15 protein-coding genes are annotated in these 19,579 nt (G+C 71.2%); 6 read left to right on the top strand and 9 right to left on the bottom strand.

The annotated features are described in order from the left end of the window. Positions 1-3: 3 nt before the first annotated feature. Positions 4-1,305 (top strand): hypothetical protein, encoded by a 1,302-nt coding sequence (locus LUTJ29_RS0106450; RefSeq protein ID WP_027071816.1) that lies wholly within the window; start codon positions 4-6, stop codon positions 1,303-1,305. Next, positions 1,302-2,135, top strand: a complete 834-nt coding sequence (locus tag LUTJ29_RS16460; protein WP_051322768.1) for an acyltransferase — start codon at positions 1,302-1,304, stop codon at positions 2,133-2,135. The genes LUTJ29_RS0106450 and LUTJ29_RS16460 overlap by 4 nt, the downstream gene beginning before the upstream one ends. A 202-nt stretch (positions 2,136-2,337) precedes the next feature. Here the strand turns inward: LUTJ29_RS16460 and LUTJ29_RS0106460 are convergent, their stop codons facing one another. The 3 genes from LUTJ29_RS0106460 to LUTJ29_RS0106470 all read right to left on the bottom strand — a co-directional run bounded on the left by LUTJ29_RS0106460 (position 2,338) and on the right by LUTJ29_RS0106470 (position 6,508). After that, the gene (locus LUTJ29_RS0106460) at positions 2,338-3,561 is read right to left on the bottom strand and encodes a pyridoxal-dependent decarboxylase, exosortase A system-associated (protein WP_043740769.1); all 1,224 of its coding nucleotides are present in this window, start codon (positions 3,559-3,561) and stop codon (positions 2,338-2,340) included. A 67-nt stretch (positions 3,562-3,628) separates the two neighbouring features. Continuing rightward, positions 3,629-4,909: an O-antigen ligase family protein gene (locus tag LUTJ29_RS0106465; RefSeq protein WP_051322769.1), complete on the bottom strand. Its 1,281-nt coding sequence runs from the start codon at positions 4,907-4,909 to the stop codon at positions 3,629-3,631. 54 nt (positions 4,910-4,963) lie between these two features. Then, positions 4,964-6,508, bottom strand: a complete 1,545-nt coding sequence (locus LUTJ29_RS0106470; protein WP_186442008.1) for an oligosaccharide flippase family protein — start codon at positions 6,506-6,508, stop codon at positions 4,964-4,966. A gap of 196 nt (positions 6,509-6,704) precedes the next feature. Between LUTJ29_RS0106470 and LUTJ29_RS18620 the strand changes: the two genes are divergently transcribed. After that, positions 6,705-7,829 (top strand): glycosyltransferase, encoded by a 1,125-nt coding sequence (locus LUTJ29_RS18620; RefSeq protein WP_027071820.1) that lies wholly within the window; start codon positions 6,705-6,707, stop codon positions 7,827-7,829. Between the two features lie 10 nt (positions 7,830-7,839). On the opposite strand, the gene LUTJ29_RS18360 is transcribed toward LUTJ29_RS18620, so the two are convergent. Continuing rightward, complete coding sequence (locus LUTJ29_RS18360) at positions 7,840-10,617, bottom strand: right-handed parallel beta-helix repeat-containing protein (RefSeq protein ID WP_144774620.1); 2,778 nt, start codon at positions 10,615-10,617, stop codon at positions 7,840-7,842. A 200-nt stretch (positions 10,618-10,817) separates the two neighbouring features. Between LUTJ29_RS18360 and LUTJ29_RS0106485 the strand changes: the two genes are divergently transcribed. Next, positions 10,818-11,813 (top strand): polysaccharide deacetylase family protein, encoded by a 996-nt coding sequence (locus LUTJ29_RS0106485; protein WP_027071821.1) that lies wholly within the window; start codon positions 10,818-10,820, stop codon positions 11,811-11,813. A gap of 19 nt (positions 11,814-11,832) precedes the next feature. Further along, entirely contained in the window at positions 11,833-12,600 is a 768-nt protein-coding gene (locus tag LUTJ29_RS0106490; RefSeq protein ID WP_027071822.1) for a J domain-containing protein, read from the top strand. A 59-nt stretch (positions 12,601-12,659) separates the two neighbouring features. Here LUTJ29_RS0106490 and LUTJ29_RS16470 read toward each other — a convergent pair whose 3' ends face one another. The 5 genes from LUTJ29_RS16470 to LUTJ29_RS0106515 all read right to left on the bottom strand — a co-directional run bounded on the left by LUTJ29_RS16470 (position 12,660) and on the right by LUTJ29_RS0106515 (position 18,889). After that, positions 12,660-14,246, bottom strand: coding sequence for an AMP-binding protein (locus LUTJ29_RS16470; protein ID WP_051322770.1), 1,587 nt, complete (start codon positions 14,244-14,246; stop codon positions 12,660-12,662). Further along, positions 14,243-14,500, bottom strand: a complete 258-nt coding sequence (locus LUTJ29_RS0106500; RefSeq protein WP_027071823.1) for an acyl carrier protein — start codon at positions 14,498-14,500, stop codon at positions 14,243-14,245. Before LUTJ29_RS0106500 ends, LUTJ29_RS16470 begins: the two co-directional genes overlap by 4 nt. A gap of 106 nt (positions 14,501-14,606) precedes the next feature. Continuing rightward, entirely contained in the window at positions 14,607-16,004 is a 1,398-nt protein-coding gene (locus tag LUTJ29_RS0106505; protein ID WP_027071824.1) for a TIGR03013 family XrtA/PEP-CTERM system glycosyltransferase, read from the bottom strand. A gap of 225 nt (positions 16,005-16,229) precedes the next feature. Further along, positions 16,230-17,873, bottom strand: coding sequence for a right-handed parallel beta-helix repeat-containing protein (locus LUTJ29_RS19125; protein WP_027071825.1), 1,644 nt, complete (start codon positions 17,871-17,873; stop codon positions 16,230-16,232). A gap of 239 nt (positions 17,874-18,112) precedes the next feature. Then, positions 18,113-18,889 carry a glycosyltransferase family 2 protein gene (locus LUTJ29_RS0106515; protein ID WP_084524727.1) on the bottom strand — a complete coding sequence of 259 codons (777 nt, stop codon included), beginning with the start codon at positions 18,887-18,889 and terminating at the stop codon, positions 18,113-18,115. 99 nt (positions 18,890-18,988) lie between these two features. Here LUTJ29_RS0106515 and LUTJ29_RS0106520 point away from each other — a divergent pair, with 99 nt between their 5' ends. Then, positions 18,989-19,522 carry a serine acetyltransferase gene (locus LUTJ29_RS0106520; RefSeq protein WP_027071827.1) on the top strand — a complete coding sequence of 178 codons (534 nt, stop codon included), beginning with the start codon at positions 18,989-18,991 and terminating at the stop codon, positions 19,520-19,522. The last annotated feature ends 57 nt before the right edge of the window (positions 19,523-19,579 follow it).

Consider the following 19,579-nt stretch of genomic DNA (forward strand, 5'->3'; position numbering starts at 1 on the left):
CCCATGAAGCCCCGCCGGATCCGCACCACCCTGCTCGCCGTCGCGATGGCGGGCACCGTCCCTGGCGCCGCCCACGCCTTCCGGATCGACTACACCATCGATGCGGGCGTGGAACGCGACGACAACGTCACCCTGACGACCGAGGACCAGGTCGAGCAGACGATCGGCCGCGTCGGCCTCGGTTTCGCCATCGAGGAGGAAACGTCGACCGTGGAGGCGAGCGTGGCCGGGCGCCTGGACCACCGCCGCTACGAGGAGATCTACGGCAACATGACCGACCGGATGCTGGAAGGCCGGGTGGCGTGGATGGCCGTGCCCGAGCGCCTGGCCCTCGTGGTCGAGGACAGCTACGGCGTCCAGACGATCAACCGCACCCAGCCCGGATCCCCCGACAACCGGCAACAGGTGAACGTGCTGTCGCTCGGCCCCGACCTGCATTTCGGCGGCGGCGGGACGCGCCGCGGCCTGGCCCAGTTCCGCTACATCAACAGCGACGCCGAGGTCACCGACCACTTCAATTCCGACCGGCTGCTGGCCACGTTGAGCATGGTCCAGGCGCTCGACCCGACCCGGGCCCTGTCGTGGAACGCCCGCGCGCAGGACGTGGACTTCGACGACGACCTGGTGGCCCGCGACCACCGCCGCTACGAGGCCTTCGTCGGCTACCGCCAGCAACTGCGGCGCCTGGATTTCCAGGTCGACCTCGGCTACGCCCTGCTGGACTACAAGGACGGCGAGGACCGCAGCAACCCGCTGCTGCGCGCGGAGCTGGGCTGGGCGGCGACCGAACGCAGCCGCTTCTCGCTCGCCGCTGCCAGCCAGTTCTCCGACGCAGCCTCCAGCGCGCTGGCGCGCATCGGCGAGAACGTCGGCGTGCCGCCCGCGATCGTCACCGGTTCGTCGACGATCACCCCCTACGCGTACGAGGAGCGTTCGGCGGCCGCCGACTACGCCTACACCGGCGAGCGCTTCTCCGCCTCGCTCCACGGCTTCGCCCAGCGGCTGGACTATATCGACCAGGCCGGTGCTAACGAGAAGGGCCGCGGCATCGGCGGCGCGCTGCGCTACCGGCTCCGCGACGACCTGGTGTTCAGCGCTTCGGCGGACGGAAGCCGGATCGAGTTCGCCGCGCCCGAGGCGCGGATCGAGACCGACCGCCTGTATTCGATCTCGCTGGACAAGAGCTGGTCCCGCCACTGGCGCACGACCCTGTCCTTCACGCGTTACGAGCGCGAGGTCCGCGGCACCGGCACCGGCTTCGAGCAGAACGTGGTCTACCTCAATCTGAGCTACAGCAACCGATGAGCGGAACCACGGGGAACGGCCGCGCTTCTGCGCGGCACTGGCTGGCGACCTCGCCGCATCCCGTAGCCGCGTTCGCGCGGCGGCTTCGGCGCGGCCTGCGCGGGCTCACCCTTCCCGCGCCGCGCCTGCTGGTGCGTCCCTACCTGTGGCTGTTCCTGGGCCTGCGCGCGCTGGTATTCGGCTTCCGCCGCCTGTTCATCGCCGAGCCCCTCTTCAAAGCCTATTGCACCAAGCTGGGCCGCAACGTCACCACCGGCATCTACGTGCCCTGGATCCAGGGCAAGGGCGAGCTGGAGGTCGGCGATGATGTCCACGTCAGCGGCAAGCTGTCGGTGAACTTCGCCGCGCGCTTCACCGCGCGTCCGCGCCTGGTCATCGGGGCACGCACCGACATCGCCCACGACTGCCGGATTGTGGTCGGCAAGGAGGTCGTGATCGGCGAAGGCGTCGAGCTCGCCGGCGGCGTCACGATCCGCGACTCCGGGGGCCATCCGGCCGACCCGGCGCGCCGCGCCGCGGGCGCCGCGCCGGACGAGGCCGACGTCAAGCCGGTGACCATCCACGACAACGCCTGGGTCGGCGCCAACGTGCTGATCCTCCCGGGCTCGGTCGTGGGGGAAGGCAGCATCGTTTCGGCGCACTCGGTGGTGTCCGGCACGGTCGCGCCTTACACCATCGTGGCCGGCAACCCCGCCCGCCGCATCGGAACCCTGGTGCCTCCGCCGGAGCGCGCCCATCTGGCCCCCCCGGCCCCGCCCTCGTTGCGTGGCGCCGCGGCCTCCGCCCGCGAGGAATCCCGGCCGGCGCTCGCCCAGGGCGCCGGGTCCTAATCCGGCAGAGGCAGGCGCCCGGCGCGCGACGTGCGCGCCGGACCCGCGTGCCGTCCTCCGGTGCCGTGCAGGGGCCATGCGCGCCATGCCAAGCCGGGAGCGGCCCGCGACGCGGACCGACCCGGGCATGGACGACGACAAATCTGCCGCGACGCCATGCATTCGCATGCGGCGCCGGCGGCCGGCGCCCGCGTCTTGCGCCTCAGACCAGGGCTTCGACCACGTCGGGATGACTGAGGAAGCCGCGCGGGCTCGCGCTGCGGCCGTAGGCGCCGGACTGGAACACCACCACCAGGTCGCCGGGTTCGGCGTGGTGCAGCTCCATGCGGTCGGCGAGCAGGTCCATGGGCGTGCACAGCGGGCCCACCACGCTGGCGGTCTCGGTGCCGAGGTCGGTGCGGTTCACCGCCACCGGATAGTTGCGCCGGATCACCTGGCCGAAGTTGCCGGTCGCGGCGAGGTGGTGGTGCATGCCGCCATCGACCACCAGGAACACCTGCCCGCGCGAGACCTTGCGGTCGACCACGCGGCTGACGTAGAGGCCGGCCTCGCCCACCAGGTAGCGGCCGAGCTCGATCACGATGTGCGCGCCCGGCCAGTCGGACGGCAACCGCTGCGCGAGCTCGCCCAGGTTGTCGATCACGGGCGCGAGATCGAGCGCGGCCTCGCCCGCCGTGTACGGGATGCCGAAGCCGCCGCCCAGGTTCAGGCTGCGCACCGGGGCCGGGAGCAGGTCCTGCCATTCCAGCGCCTGCTCGTAGCACTTGCGCTGGGCCTCGACGATCGCCGCGTGGCGCAGGTTCTGCGAGCCGGCGAACATGTGGAACCCCTCGAAGCCGAGCCCCGCGGCCGCGATTTCGCGCAGCAGCTGCGGCACCACTTCGGCGTCCACGCCGAACTGGCGCGCCCCGCCGCTCATCTTCATGCCCGAGGCCTTGAGCTCGAACGGCAGGTTGACCCGCACCGCGACCCTGGGCTGCTGACCGAGGCGTTCTCCGGCGCGCGCAAGCACGCCGATCTCGCGGAACGACTCGAGGTTGACCAGGATCCCGGCGGCGACCGCCTGCTGGAGCTCGGCGTCGGTCTTGCCCGGGCCGGCGAAGCTGATGTGCTCCGGCGCCATGCCGGCGTCGAGTGCGATCCGCAGCTCGCCGGCCGAGGCCACGTCCAGGCCGTCGACCAGGCGGGCCATGTGGCAGACCAGGGCCGGCATCGGATTGGCCTTCATCGCGTAGTGAAGCTGCACGCCCGGCGGCAGGCGTTCGCGCAAGCCGGTCGCCCGCGCGGCGAGCCTGGCGCGGTCGTACAGGTAGCACGGCGTGGTGCCCACCTCCGCGACCACGCGCGACAGCGGCCGGCCTGCCACCAGCAGTTCTCCGTTCGCGTCGCGTTCCCATCCGCCCGCAATGGATTGAGTCTCCGCCATCACGTCCACCACCATTTCCGTTGACGGCGACGCCGCGCGCCGCCGGAGTTGAACCGCGGCGCCCGGCTCAGCCCAGCGCCAGCAGCACCTTCACCACCAGGTACAGCCCCACCACCGCGGCCACGCCGATCACCGGCCAGCGCGCCAGGTGATCGCGCAATTGGAGCGCGGGCACGGCCGGGTGCCGGTCGCGGACGTCGCAGAAGTGGGCCACCACCACCGCGGCCAGCAGGTACAGCAGGATCACGTAGCTGCGGCTGAGGAAGAATGCCGCGGTGAAGAACCCTACCAGCGAAGCGAGCAGCGTCAGCGCGACGGCACGGTCCTCGTACCACTCCCATGCCAGCTCCTCCTCGCCTTCCACGAAGTCCGGCTCGTGGCGCAGGATCCGGACCATCATCCAGAAGCAGTAGCCCACGAACGCCAGCCAGACGGTCATGCCGACGATGCCGTTCTCGGCCAGCACCAGCACCAGCGAGTTGTGCGCGGTCAGGTAATGGTACTCGGTGAAGTTGCCGGTGCCGACCCCGAACACGGGACTGGACAGGAACATCTGAAGGCCCTCGTACCAGGCCTCCACGCGCCCGGCAGCCGACTCCTCCTGCACGTCGATTTCGCTCACGCGCGACGGCATCGCCAGCAGTCCCGCCAGTGCGATCACCGCGAGGGAGCCCGCCGCGAACACGCCCCGGCGCACCAGCACCCAGATGCCCGACATCGCGATCACCGACAACAGCGCGCCGCGCGAGTGGGTCAGGTAGACGCCGTAGAGCAGGACCACGCAGATGCCCCACCAGAACAGGCGCCTGAGTCCCATCAGGCCGCCGCGGGAGCCCAGGTAGGCGGCCATCGGCATGCAGGCGACGAACAGCATGCCCAGGTCGTTGGGGTCGCTGAAGATGCCGACGTACTGGATGCGGCCATCGCCGACGAGCTCCGCGCCCGTCCAGCCCACGCCATTGGCCGCCTGGTGGGCGCCATGCAGGGCGAGCACCGCCGCCGACACCGTGAACACCGCCATCGCCCCGACCACCCGCTCGCGCGAATCGAGGGCGTTGGCCAGCAGGAAGAACGAGACCACGATCGTGGCGAACTCGCTGAACTGCTGCAGCGCGCCGCCGCTCCAGCCGGTCAGCATCACCGACAGGGACGTCACCACCAGGAACACCAGGATCAGCACGTACTGCGGCGCGTCGAAGCGCTTGTTGCGCGAGAGCAGCCACACGCCAAGGGCCGCCACCAGTGCCAGCGGCAGCACGGGCACGCCGGACAGCGGCCACTGCGGGTACTCCTGCGGCCGGATCAGCACCAGCAGCACGTAGACCATGATGAAGGCGTACAGCAGCATGGCCTCAGTCCCCGGCCACCACGCCAACGCCCGCCGCCACCCCGGTCCGCGCCATCACCGCAGCCCCGCCGCCCAGCGCTGCAGGGGCGGCGCCAGGCGCCGGTGCGCACCGGGGTAACGCCCCAGGAACTCGACCAGGTGGCCCACGTCCGTGGCCCGCCAGGCGTTGCCGAGCACCGTGCCCGCGACGAACACGACGGCAAACACGATTCCCGCCACCAGTTCGGTCCACATCCCGGGCAGCGCGAACACCAGCGCCGCGGCCACCGCGCCCGCCAGCAGCGCGCATCCGCCCAGCCGGAGGAACTCGCGCCACGGCAGCCTCAGCGACAGCCGGCGCGTGATCATGGCCGCGACCAGCCCGAAGATCAGCAACCTCGAGGCCGCATGCGAGGCGACGGCGCCCACCAGGCCGAACCTCGGGACCAGGGCGAACGCGAAGCCGGCCGTGACCACCAGCGACAGGATCGCGAACACCACCCGCATGCGCTGGTTGTCGGTGGTGGAAAGCAGCGAACCGAATGCAGCCTCGCCCAGGGTCAGCCCGCCGACCACCACCATGACCCGGAAGGCAGACACCACGGCTTCGTAGCGCTCCCCGTACATCAGTACCACCCCGGGCCGCGCCAGCAGCACGCCGATGCCGATCAGGAGCAGGCCGATGAACAGGCAGTAGCGCAGGCAGTGGCCCATGATCTCGCTCACCCGCTCCATCCCGCCCTCGCCGTAACCGTGGGCCATGATCGGCATCATCACCGTCATCAGCCCCGATGCCAGCAGGTCGACCCCGCCGCGGCTGAGCGCGGCGGCGATGGTGAAGAAGCCCACTTCCGCGACGCCGACGGTGGCATTGAGCAGGTAGGTTTCGATCGAGACATGGCTGAAGGTGTAGGCCAGCACCAGCACCACGGTCCACAGCAGGTGCTGTCGCAGCCGGCCCTCGAGCTCCGGCTCCGGGGCCACCATCTCGGGCTTGATCCCCCCGCGCCGCAGCATCCTCCGCGACATCACCGTGTGGCCGACGCTGGCCAGGGTGAACGCGCCGAGGTAGGCCAGCAGCGGGGCGTCCACCAGCGCGAGGGCCAGCACCAGCACCAGGCTGAGGAAGCTCATCGCCACCGTGGCCCGTGCCTCGACGTCGAAGCGGCCGTAGCCCTTGGCGATCGAGGCATCGAAGATGTAGACCGCCTTCGTCAGGCCGGCCACCAGCGCCACCAGCACGAACCAGGCGAGCGGCCCTTCCCACCCCTCGGGCGCCAGCCAGCGCGCGGACGCGACGAAGGCGAGGGCGACCAGTGCCGTGCACGCGATCTGCCGGCGCAGCAGCCAGCCGTGCACGCGCCGCGCGGACTCGGGCGACCTGCGCCCGAGCGACTCGGACACGAAGCGGATCGAGGTCGAACTCAGGCCGTTGTTGGCGACGGCCAGGAGGATGCCCGCCATCCACACGACGTAGGCATAGCGCCCGTAGTCGTCGGGGCCGAGGTTGCGGGCGACGAGGATGCTGACCAGGAGGCCGACCGCGTAGGTGACGTAGGTCGATCCCATGATCATCACCGCCGCACGGATCGCCGCGGCACCACTGAATTGCTGACTCATGAAGCGCCCTGGTTGGATGGCTCCGCCCCCCGTTGGCGCCTTGCGCCCGCGATTGCGGCCTGTGGATGGAAACGTGATCCGCGGCCCGCGCAGGACATCACGGCACAGCCGCTGTCCGCCGCGGCGCATGCCTTGCGTAGTATGGAAGATCCCCGCGCCCGCATCCGCGGCCGCTCCACATCCACCCGGGCCTCCCATGGATCGACCCCGCCTGCGCGGCATCGTGCATGTCGTCAACTCGCTCGACTACGGCGGCCTGGAACGCGTGGTCGCGGACCTGGCGATCGAACAGCACGCGCGCGGCATGGCGGTCAGCGTCTTCAGCATCTGCGATACCGGCGGCTTCCGCGGCACGCTGGAATCCGCCGGGGTCCCGGTGAGCGTGGCCGGCAAGCGCCGTACCCTGGACCTCGACGTGCTGCGGCTGCTGCGCAGGGCGGCCGCCGGCGCGGACGTGGTCCACAGCCACAACTTCGTGCCGAACTACTACGCCGCCGCCGCCCTGCTCGGCTGGCGTTCGCGTCCGGCGCTGGTCAACACCTGCCACAACATGGGCACCCGCCTGGACAACCGGCGCCTGCGCCTGCTCTACCGCTGGTCGCTGCGCCGCACCGCGCGCGTGGCGATGGTGGGCGAACAGGTGCGGCGCCGCTTCGTCGACGACGGCATCGTGCCCGCGGCGCGGGCGGCGACGGTGCTCAACGGCATCCCGGTCGCGCGTTTCGCCGGCGGCGACGAGGCCCGGGCGCGCGCGCGCGCCCGGCTGGGGGTGGCGGCCGACGCGCCGCTGCTCGGCTGCGTGGGGCGTCTGGTGGAACTGAAGAACCATCGCCTGCTGCTCGACTGCCTGCCACGGCTCGCGGCCCGCTACCCGGACGTGCGCGTGGTCCTGGTCGGGGAAGGGCCGGCGGAGGCGGCGCTGCGCGAGCAGGCGGCGGCGCTCGGCGTGGCCGGCCGGGTCGTGTTCGCCGGCGCCTGCGACGACGTGCCGGCGCTGCTGCCCGCCATGGACGTGTTCGTCCTGCCCTCGCTCACCGAGGGCCTGTCGATCGCCCTGCTCGAGGCCTGTGCCTCCGGCCTGGCGATCGTTGCCTCGGACGTGGGCGGCAACCCCGAGATCGTCCGCGACGGCGGTACCGGCCGGTTGTTCGCCAGCGGCGACGGCGAGGCCCTGTATGCCCTGCTGGACGAACTGCTGGGCGATGCCGCCGGGCGCACCCGCCTCGGCGCGGCCGCGCGCGAGTGGGTGCTCGCGAACGCCTCGGTCGGCGCGATGGCCGACGGCTACGAGCGCCTCTACCGCGAGGCGCTCGCGGCCTGAACCGGCCGGCTCAGGCGCTGGCCACCCGCCGTGGCTGCGCGGCGGCGACGCCGTAGCCGGGACGCGGGATCACGTAGTCGCGGTACAGCCCCGGGTCTCCGTCCAGCCCCGCTTCGGCGGCCTTGGCGATGTTGTAGGCCTCGCGCGCGCTGACGTAGTGGAGCTTCCATTCGCGGCCGTCGTTGTAGCGGGTCTCGAGGTAGGTGTGGGCCTCGTCCATCGCCTTGCCCAGCAGCGCGTCCATGTCCATGTCCTCGGCACCGTGGGTGTGGATCTTGACGAAGATCCACTCCGGACGGCCCTCGACGTGGATTCCGGTCCGCACCCACGCGTCGATGCGGTCGCGGGTGGCGGGCGACACCGCGCGGATGTCGGAGTTCTCGATCCGCGGCACCAGGCCCCACTTGCGCGACTTCCAGCGGAAGCCCAGCGGCCCCTGGATGATCATCAGGTCGCCCTCGTCCTTGCCGCCCACCTTCACCCTCGGCCCGGTGTCGTGCGACTTGGGCCGCGACGGGTCGTCCTTGGCGTAGTAGATCCTGTTCACGGTCCGGGTCTGGCACGGATCGGGCGCGGCCGGCAAGGTGAAGTCGGCGTAGCAACCGGTCTCGCGCAGCACGGTCAGCTCGTTGTCCACGCCGCAGTGGCGGCCGGTCGGGTGGCTGTTGTCCAGCGCCCAGTTGCCGTGGATGAAGGCCCAGCGCGGCTGTCCGGTCGCCGGGTCGCGCGGCAGCGCGTCGTGGCGGCTGGCAAGCAGTTCGGTGAACCGGACCAGCGTGGCGCGCAGGTTGGCCTCGGTATCGTCGTCGTGGTGCAGGTGGATCTCGATCTCGCCCAGCCCCTGGCGGCACAGTTCGACGAGCTTGTCCAGGTGCTCCTCGCGGTACTCCTCCTCCGGGTAGAAGAAGGTGTGTACCGGCGGACGGCCGTCGGCGTCGCGGTGGTTCGCGCACAGCTTCGGCAGATCGACTCTCCACCGTTCCACGCGCTCGCGCTCGCGCGCGAGGTCGGGCTTGCCCCACGCCGGCTCGTAGTGGTCGACGAAACAGAACAGCAGGTGGCGGGTGGTGCCGGGCGGTACCGGCGCGCGCCAGTCCTGCCGCATCCACGCCAGCAGCCAGCCGGTCACGTTGCGCCGGCGCGCCATCGCCAGCGCGAATGCGCCCACGGCAAGAACCAGCAGGGTACACGCGAGCAGGACCAGGTTCATCGGGGTCATCCATTCGGCCGCGCGCGGCCAGGCATTCTGCATCCGGACCAGTCCGGAGATCGCGACCACGGCGGTGTCGCCCGCGCGGCTGCGCAACCTTTCGCCGGGTTCGGGCTCGACCGGCGGGATCCGGCGCTGGACCGCGGCGCCGGCCGCGGCCTCGTCGGCGGGTGCCTCGTAGGCACCGATGGTGGGCGCGGATGGCGAACGCGCCGCGCCCTCGATGTCCTCGCCTACCCCCGGCAGCGGCGTGCCTGCGCCGACCACGGGGCTGCCGGGGAGCGGCCTGCCTCGGTCATCGATGCCGATCGCCGCCTGCACGCTGTGCGCATCCACGCCCATGGCCCGGCTCCAGCGCTCCAGGTTCGGGGCCGGCAGCGGCAGCGGAGACTCCGGCCTCTGGTCGAGGAACCGGCAAGGGCGCGAGCCGCGGGGGTACGCGTTGTAGTCCATCCACGGCTGGCCGGCGAGCGCGGACAGCCCGCCCAGTTCGGGCGACCAGCGGATCTCGACGCAGTTACCTCCTTCCTGCACCACGAGGTTGTTGACCAGGGTGGCGCCGGTGTTCGGCGGCCGCCCGGCGTCGCCGTGCCAGTCCTGGAACACGATGCCGAAGAACAGGGCGGCCTGGCCTTCGCGCGCGGCATCGATGATCGTGTTGTGCGCGACCACGGTATCGAGCGTGGCGTACAGGCCGATCCCGGCGTAACGGGTGTTGCGCACCACGTTGTTGCGGACCACGCCACGGATGGCTTCGTGGTAGCGCGGGTTGGCCTCGAGGTCGAAGAAGTCGACGCTGGTGTCGAAACCGGCGAGGATGCCCGCGTCGCCGGTGTTCTCGATCCGGTTGCGCTGGACGACGACGTCGCGCGCGCCGCCCTTGAAGTAGAGCCCGGTGGTGGCGATGTCGTGGATGTAGCTGTCCTCGACCACCATGCCGTCGCCGTTGACGTTGTCGATGCCGTCGGCGTTCTCGGGGTCGCGTCGCCCGGTTCCGTGGATCTCGACCCGGCGGATGGTCGTGCGCCGCGAGCGCGGGGTGATCTTGATGCCGTCGCGCCCGGTGTCGCGGATCAGCAGGTCCTCCAGCACCACGTCATTGGCGCCGGTGTCGTGGTCGGGCCCGCCCTGGTACCAGTTCGTCTGCAGCATCACCCCGTAGTAGTGGCCGCCGCTGATCTCCAGGTTCGAAAGCACGCTGCCCGAGGCGTCCGGATCGATCTGCACCGTCACCGAATCGGGGGTGTCGGGGTCGCAGTGGATGTGGGCGCGCCCGCCGGGCGCCGAGCGCAGGGTCAGGCGCACGCGCAGGCGCACGTCGCACTCGTCGTATCGGCCCTGCCCTGGGCGCCCGTCGAGTTCGACCACGTCGCCGGGCGAGACCAGGTCCCACTCCGGATCGATCACGCGCCGGATGCTCCGGAAAGGCCGGGCGGACGAGCCGTCGCCCTGCGAATCGCTGCCGGCCCCGGAGACGTGCCAGGTCCTGGCCGCGGCAGGCCAGGCGCAGGCGGCCGCGAGTACCGCCACGCAGGCAAGCAGCAGGTGGCGGTGGCGACGTTGGCGTTGTGCGGTCATGCGGCCTCGGGATTCCTGCGTGTGGGCAAGGGACGCGGGCACCGGGACCGCGCTCTTCCCGTGTCTGAACGCGAATCGCACCCATCGCAGGACATCGTCGGACCCGGCGTCCGGGTACGGGCGCATCCTGCGTAATCCATGGCAACGGAAGGTTCCGGGGGCCCCTGGGCCCCCGTCGTCGCAGGGGGAAGGAGCAAGCCGTGAAGAAGCGCATCGCCGCCAGGATCCTGGCGTACAGCGGCCTCGGCCGCCTGTCCGCCGGACTGGCGCCGCCCGGGGGGATTCTGGTCCTCAACTACCATCGCATCGGGGACGGCGGCGCCTCGCCCTACGATCGCGAGTTGTGGAGCGCGGACGCCGAGGCCTTCGACGCCCAGATGGCGATGCTGGCACGCGATTGCGACGTGATCTCGCCCGCCGACATCGACACGGTCGCCGGCCGCAAGGGCCGCCACGTGCTGGTCACCTTCGACGACGGCTACCTCGACAACTACGAGGTGGCCTACCCGATCCTGCGCAGGCACGGGCTGCCGGCCACCTTCTTCATCGCCACCGGCTTCATCGACCGTCCGCGGCTGCCATGGTGGGACGAGATCGCATGGCGGATCCGCACGACCACCGCCACGCACCTGGACCTGCGCCCCTGGCTGCCGGAACCGCTGGAGCCGGGGCGCGGCCACGACGCGGCGATCGGAGCGATCCTGCGCGCGTACAAGTCGCTCCCGATCGCGGAGTCCGAACGCATGCTCGAACGGCTGCGCGGGGAGACCGGCCTGGAGACGCCCGCGCGCATCGACGGCATGTGGATGGACTGGAACCACATCCGCGAGATGGCGGACGGCGGCATGACCATCGGCGGCCACACCAACGACCACCCCGTGCTGTCGCGCCTGCCCGTGGAGCGCCAGCGCGAGGAGATCGAGACCTGCGCCGCCCGGATCCGCGAGGAGACCGGGCGCCCGATGGAGTACTTCGCCTACCCGGTCGGCAGCCCCTGGGCCTTCGACGACGACACCGTCGCCTGCCTGGAGGCGGTGGGGGTCCGGCGCGCGTTCTCCTACTACGGGGGCCATGCGCATCCCGGCTCGCCCCGCTTCGACACGCCGCGCATGGCGATGGAACGCTACATCGAGCTGCCCGACCTGGCGGCCATGCTCTGGGCGCCGCGGCTGTTCTGCAGGCCGGACCCCGCGTGAGCGGTTAGCATTGCCGCCGATGAACCCGCAGATCGACTTCCTTGCCCTGTACCGGGAACTCGGCATCGACCCGGGCTGCTCGCCCGAAGCCTTCAAGCATGCCTACCGGCGCCGGGTGTCCGAACTCCACCCGGACCGGGAAGGCAGCGCCGGCGAGGAAGCGCTGAAGCTGCTCAACCTCGGCTACGCGGCCGCCCTGGAATTCTTCCACGTGCACGGGCGCTTTCCGGGCGCCCCCGCCCGGTCGACCCGCGACCGTGCGGTTCCGGCGGCGCAGCCGCACCCCGCGGCGTCGGTCCACGTGCTGCACCCGGTGCTGGAAGGCGGCGTGGACCACGGGATCCGGAGCGTGGGTGGTCGGAAGGCCGGTCTCCGGCCGGGACGCTGGCTGAGCATCGTCCTGGTGGCGCTGCTGGTGGTGGTGCTCGGCGCGCAGATGGCTGGACGCGAAGACGGGGCCGAAGTGCCCGAGGCCGACGCATGGTCCCCGCGCCGGGCTAACGCATGGTCCGCGGCCCCCGCGGCCCATCCGGCCGCCGTGATCGGCGTCGGCATGCCCGCAAGGGACGTGCTGGACGCGTTCGGCGCGCCCACGGACACGGCCGAGGACGGTCGGCTGTGGCACTACGGACCCTCGTGGGTGCGCATGTCCTGCCGCGAGGTGGTGGACTGGTACAGCTCGCCGCTCAAGCCGCTCGGCGCCTCGCCCATGCATCCCGGATCGCCGGGCGAGGAAAACGAGCGGGCGGCGACCTGCCTCGAACTCGATCCGTCCGCGCTCCGCTGAGGCAACCTGCCCCGCCGGGCCGGGCGCGGTGATCCGACCGCGCCGGCCCTGCGGGGCGATCAGGCGGCGGCCTCGTCTTCCTGCGGCATCGCGCGACCCTCGGCCTCGGCCTGCAGCACGCTGCGCCGGATCTTGCCGGTGCTGGTCTTGGGCAGGGAATCGCGGAACTCGACCGTGCGCGGCACCATGAACTCCTCCAGGTGCGCGCGGCAATGGGCGAGGATGGCGCGCGCGTCGAGATCCTCGTTGTCGCGCACGATGATCGCCTTGAGCGAATGGCCCAGGACCGGGTCGGGCACGCCGACCAGCGCCGCCTCGCGCACGCCGGGCAGCGCGTAGAGCACGTTCTCCACTTCCTTGGGGCTGACCTTCTCGCCGCGGGTCTTGAGGATGTCGTCCTTGCGGCCGACGAAGTACAGGAAGCCCTCCTCGTCCATCCGGAACAGGTCGCCGGTGTGCAGCACCTTCTCCCAGGGATAGCGGCCCGGGCGCAGGGTCTTGGCCGTGGCCTCCTCGTTGCGCCAGTAGCCCTGCATCACGTGGCCGCCGCGCACCACCAGCTCGCCGATCGTGCCGGGCGGCACCGGACGGCCCTCGTCGTCGGCCACCCACACCTCGGTCCCCGGGATCGCGATGCCGACGCTGTCCGGGCGCCTGGCCAGCTGCTCGGGCGGCAGCCAGGTGCAGCGCTTGGACTCGGTCATGCCGTACATCGAGTACACCTTCGCGTTCGGGAACAGTTCCTGCAGCTTGAAGATGTGGGCAGGCGGCAGCGCCGCGGCGGTGTTGGTGATGTAGCGCACGCTCTGCGCCCAGGCCGGGTCGAAATTGCGGATCTGCACGATCAGGGCGGCCATGGTCGGGACCAGCGGGAATCCGGTCACTTTCTCCGCGGCCAGCAGCGGCAGCACCTTCTGCGGGAACGCGAACGACTTCTCCAGCACCAGGGTGGCGCCCATCTTCACGCACATCAGCAACTGGTACAGGCCGTAGTCGAACGACAGCGGCAGCACGCTCAGCACCACGTCGTCCTCGTTCGACTCGAGGTAGGTCGTGATCGAACTGGCGGCGTGCTCGATGTTCTTGTGCGTCATCATGACGCCCTTGGGGTTGCCGGTTGACCCCGAGGTGTAGACCAGCATCGCCAGGTCGATGTCGATCCCGGCCGGGCGCGCCGCGGCGCAGCCCGGGACGGACACGGCGTTGAACGCCTCCCACGACAGCGCCGCGGCCGGCGCGTCGGCCGGCAGGCCGTCCACCACCACCACCGTACGCACGCTCGGCGAGCGCGCGGCGGCGGCGAACGCCACCGGCGCGAGGCTGGCCTGGGTCACCAGCACCGAGGCCTCGCAGTTGTCGAGCACGAAGGCGAGCTTGTCGGTCTTGGTGGTCGGGTTGATGACGCTGAACACGCCGCCGGCGCGCAGGATGCCGAAGATCGCGATCGCGGTCTCGACGCGGTTGTCGAGGAACACCACGCAGCGCTCGCCGTTGGCGAAGGCCGCGTGTTCCACCAGGCCGTCGGCGAAGCGGCTCGCCGCCGCGTCGAGTTCGGCGTAGCTGGTCCTGGCGCCGCCGTGGACGATGGCGGCATGCCCCGGCCTGCGGGCCGCGGCGAGGGTCAGGTGGTGTTCGTAGCGGTTCATGCGGTTCCGGACTCGGTGAGCTTGCGTTCGACGTAGGCGCTGATCCCGGCGATGCTGCCGAGGTTCTCTGGCACCACGTCCTCGTCGTCGACGGTGAAGCCGAAGGTCTCCTCCAGCCAGGTCACCAGGGTCAGGACGCCGATGGAATCGATGATCCCGGCGTCGAGCAGGTCGGTGTCCGGGGCCGGCTCGGTGCCGTCGCCGGGGAACGTGGTGAGGATGAAATCGCGGATGGTGTCTTGCGTGGAGGCCATGCGGATGCCTGGGTGAGGGAACGGGAAGGCGGGCGCGCCGCGCCGGGCGGCGCCGCGCCCGGATTGGAACAGATTGCGGCGGTGGACGGAACCGCGGATGGTTCCGTCAGCGCGCGCCACGCCTGAACAGCACGACCTCGACGGTCTGCAGCAGGATCATGAAGTCGAACAGCAGGCCGTGGTTCTTGACGTAGAACAGGTCGAACTTGAGCTTCTCGCGCGCATCGTCCACCGAGGCCCCGTACGGGTAGCGCAGCTGGGCCCAGCCGGTCAGTCCCGGCTTCACCGAGTGGCGGACGTTGTAGTAGCGGATCTGGCCGTTGAGCTGGTCGACGAACTGCGGGCGCTCCGGGCGCGGCCCGACGAAGCTCATGTCGCCGGCCAGCACGTTGAACAGCTGGGGCAGCTCGTCCAGGCGGGTCATGCGGATGAAGCGGCCGACCCGGGTGGTGCGGTCGTCGTTGGCGCTGGCCCAGCGCGCCACCCCGTCCTTCTCGGCATCGGTGCGCATGCTGCGGAACTTGACCAGGTCGAAGGTCCGGCCGCCCTCGCCCACCCGGGTCTGGCGGTAGAGGATCGGCGAACCCGACTCCGCCCAGACCGCCAGCGCCACGACCAGCATCACCGGCCAGGCGAGCAGGAGCAGCAGCAGCGCCGCGGCGATGTCGAACGCGCGCTTGCTGATCCTGCGCGGGAACGAGTGGTCGAACCCGCCGGAGAACACGAGCGTGGAGGGGTCGGCGATCTCCAGCTTGATCAGGCCGGCCTCGCGCTCGAAGAAGGCCGGCAGGTCGATGATCGACACGCCCATCTGCGCGCACTGCAGGATCTGGTCCATGGGCAGGCCGCCGCGGCGCTCGTCGGGCGCCACCACGATCTCGTGCGCGTGCAGGTCCTGCGCCAGCTCGTACAGGGTGCGCCCCTCGAGCGGCACCTGCAGCTCGGGTGCCACGACCTGGGCCTGGCCGGGGATCGGGATGAAGCCGATCACCGTGAATGCCTTGCGGTCGCTGCGCCGGCGCAGGCGGCGGTTGATCAGGTCGGCGTTGTTGCCCGCGCCCAGGATCACGATCCGGCGCTTGAACGCCTCGACCCCGAACAGCCTGTACACGAGCAGGCGCAGGGTGCAGATCAGCACGAAGCCGACCGCCAGCGAGATCGCCAGCACGCCGCGGCCGATGTAGGTCGCGGGCACGAGGTAGTACAGGACCAGCAGGCCGACGCCGCCGAAGGCGAAGCCCAGGCCGATGCGCAGCATCAGGTCGATGCGGTTGTGGCGCATGTGCGGCTGGTAGAGGCCGAACGCGGCCATCGCGCCGGTGACGAACAGGGCCACCAGCAACGTGCGCACCGGCGCGGTCTCGACGAACAGCCCGCGGCTGGCGGGGTCGTCGATGAAGCGCAGCCACACCGCCACCGTCACCGCCAGGACCAGCACGAAGACTTCCAGCAGCCACAGCAGCCGGATGGTGCGGTTGGCGCGGCTCGTGAACGCGCCCCTCATGGCGTCGCCCCCACGCACCCGGCCGGCCGGCCGGTCATGCCCTTGCGCCGATTCCGTGGATACATCCCCTCGCCCCCCGTTGCGTGACAGTCCGGCGACCCGGGCGGCCACGCGGGCGTCCCGGGTCGCTGGATTCAACGCATTCCGCGTCGACGGCCGGACAGGGCGACCGCAAGGGGGCGGGATGGCGCCGCCGCCATCGGCGGCGCCGGGACGGCGTCGCCGTCAGTCGTGCCGCAGTCGCTCCTCACGCCCGGCGGCGCGCTCGAACCAGGCGCGCAGCCGGCTCCACAGCCCGACTGCCGGGGGCACGATCCGCACCGTGGCCGCCGTCGCGGGCGCGGAGGCGGGCGCGGCAGGCACGTCGTCGGACGTGGCAGCCGACGGGGCCGCGGTCCTCGGCGCCGCGGCCGAGGCGGCGGGGGCACTGGAACGCGACGCCGCCGGCGGAGCCAGCGGCTGGGCGCCGGTGCTGCGCCGCGAGGACGGCGGCGGAGGCGGCGGGGGCGGCGGGGGCGGAGGCGCGCTGCCCGCCTCGTCGGCGCCGATGTCGTACGGCGCGCTGCGCGGCTGGCCGTCGATGTCGTCGGTCACCTCGGCCAGCACCGTACCGGCGTCGATCGCGGGGCTGCCCGCGGGCAGGTGGCCGTCCGAGGTCACGCTGTAGGCGGCCTGCTTGCTGTTGGCGTCGACATTGAGCGCGCTGCGCCACTGCGACAGGTTGCCCTGGCTGAACGAGGTCGTGGGCCGGCCGTCGCGGAACACGCAGCCGTTGCCGTAGCCGTTCCAGTCGGTGCCCGGGGAGCCGCTCAGGCCCGACAGCCCGCCCAGGTCGTTCGAGTACCGGATCTCCACGCAGCGGTTGTTGCTCTGGATGATCAGGTTGTTGACGACCTTGGGATTGACGTTGGCTGGCCGCTTGGCCTGGGGCTCCCAGTCCTGGTAGGTGACGCCGAAGTAGATCGCCGAGTGCGCGCCGCTCGCCGCGTTGACGATCGTGTTGTTGGCCACGACGGTGTTCTTCGAGGCGTACAGGCCGATGCCCGCGTAGCGCGTGTTGCGCACGACGTTGTTGCGCACGATGCCGTCGATGGCCTCGTAGTAGTCCGGGTTCACCCGCAGGTCGAAGTACTCCGGGCTGGTGTCGAAGCCGGCGAGGATGCCGGCGTCGCCGGTGTTCTCGATCCGGTTGCGCTGGATCACCACGTTGCGGGCGCCGCCCTTGAAGTACAGGCCGGTGGTGGCGGTGTCGTGGATGTAGCTGTCCTCGACCACCATGCCGTCGGCGTTGACGTTGTCGATGCCGTCGGCGTTGCTGTCGTCGCGACGGCCGGTGTTGCGGATCTCGACCCGGCGGATGATGGCGCCGTTGGACTTGGGCGTGATCTTGATGCCGTCGCGGCCGGAGTCGCGCACGAGCAGGTCCTCCATGACCACGTTGGAGGCACCGGTGGCCGAGGTCGGCCCGCCCTGGTACCAGTCGGTCTGGAGCATGATTCCGTAGTAGTAGCCGCCGCTGATCTCCAGGTTGGCGATGCGGCTGCCGGAGGCGCCCGGATCCACCTGGATGCCGACCGAGTTGGCGGTCGACGTGCTGCAGGCGATGTGGGCCCGCTGGCCGGACGGCGAGCGCAGGGTGAGCCGGTGGCGCAGGCGCACGCACTCGTTGTAGGTACCGTTGAGGACGGTGACGGTGTCGCCGGCGCGCGATGCCGAGATGGCGCGGCCGATGGTGCGGTAGGGACGCGCGCTGCTGCCGTCGGCGCTCGAATCGTTGCCGGAGGTGGAGACGAAGAGTTCGGCCGACCAGGCGGGGGCACTGGCCAGTGCAAGCACGAGGGCCGTCGTCAGGGTGGAACTGCGTGGCATTGGGGGGATACCTCGGGGTTGGATGTTGCGATCGCGTTGGCCCCTGTTTTCCACGCAGCCCGATGACGCCCGGCCGCGCGGCCCGGCGAATTTCTCACGGGAAAGCTGAACCTGCGACCCACGGCCCCGAAACGGCGTCCCGGGCCACCGGAACGCGCCGCAGGCACGGCCGGAGCGTGACCGGCTTCACGCTGCTGCGCGGCCCCGGCCACCCCGCCCGGGCCTGGAGATGCCCGCTCCTAGAACCGCTTGTGCAGTGCCTGGGCCGCGTAATGGGCGAAGTACCAGCCCGAGCGCACGACGCCCAGGCGCTCGCTCTCGCGGTAGATCCGCCACTGCCAGCGCGCCGCACGCAGCTTGTTGGCCGACAGCGACCCCGGCCGCACCAGGTAGGAAGCGAGCACGCGGTCGGGGCTGGCGCATACCGCCTGCCCCGCCATCCGGACCACCTGCAGCCAGAACACGTAGTCCTCGTGGCCCATGCGGGTGAAGCGCGGCTCGCCGATGGCGCGGTCGTAGATCCCGGTCAGGTTGCCGATGCAGTTGCCCTTGAGCATCCGGGCGTAGTCCGCACGCGCCGGCGGCCGCACCCGCGACAGCACCCGCCCCGACTCGTCCACCCGCTCGTAGGCGGCGTAGCCGACCGCCGCCCCCTCCCCGCGCATCGCCTGCAGCTGGATGGCGAGCTTGTCGGGGTACCAGCGGTCGTCGCTGTCGAGGAAGGCGATGTAGCGGCCGGTCGCGGCCTCGATGCCGGCGTTGCGGGCCGCGGCCACGCCGGCGTTGCGCGGTTGCCGGATCGGCACCACGCGCGCGTCGCCCGCGGCCAGGCGCTGGATCATGTCCCAGGTGCCGTCCGTGGAGCGATCGTCGACCACCAGCAGCTCGACCTCGGCATGGGTCTGCGCCAGCGCCGAGCGCATCGAAGCCTCGAGCGTCGCGGTCGCGTTGTAGGCGGGCATCACCACGCTCACCCGGTCCATCACCCATCCCCCGTGTCCGGTCGTCCAGGGCATGAACGTGGAATCGCGCCGTAACCGGGCAGGCGGCCGGATCCGGGCGCGATCCGCGTTAGGTGGGGAACGCGCGGTCCGGCGGCAGCCGGCGGGAGAGGCATGCTGTTCGTCGACGACCTCAAGGCCAAGTCAAGGTGGTGCTACGGCGACGACCGCCCGCGCAACCTGCTCAAGACCCTGCTCACCGACGGCACCTTCGCCATGGCCTGCTACCGGGCCATGCAGTGGTCGCAGCGCCACCGCCTGGCGCCGCTGGCGATGGCGTTCAACAAGCTCAACGCGTTCTTCGGCCAGTGCATCATCGGCCGCGGGGCCGAGTTCGGACCCTGCTTCGTGCTCATCCACAGCCAGGGCGTGGTGATCAACGGCAGCGTGCGCGGCGGCGCCCACGTCTACATCGAGCACCAGGTGACGATCGGCGCCGAGAAGCAGGCGTCGCCCGTGCTCGGCAGCCACGTGTTCGTCGGCGCCGGCGCCAAGATCGTCGGCGCGGTCACGCTCGGCGACTACAGTCGCGTCGGCGCGAACGCGGTGGTCGTGCACGACGTGCCCGCGGGCGCCACCGTCGGCGGGATCCCCGCACGGATCCTGCGCCAGCGCGAGCCGGGCGAAGGCATCGACGGCCTGGGCTGAAGGCCGCGCGCTGGCCGGATCCGGGCCGTGGCGACGTTTTCCCGCCATGGCGACGGC

This window comes from Luteimonas sp. J29, assembly GCF_000472505.1.
Lineage (GTDB): Bacteria > Pseudomonadota > Gammaproteobacteria > Xanthomonadales > Xanthomonadaceae > Luteimonas.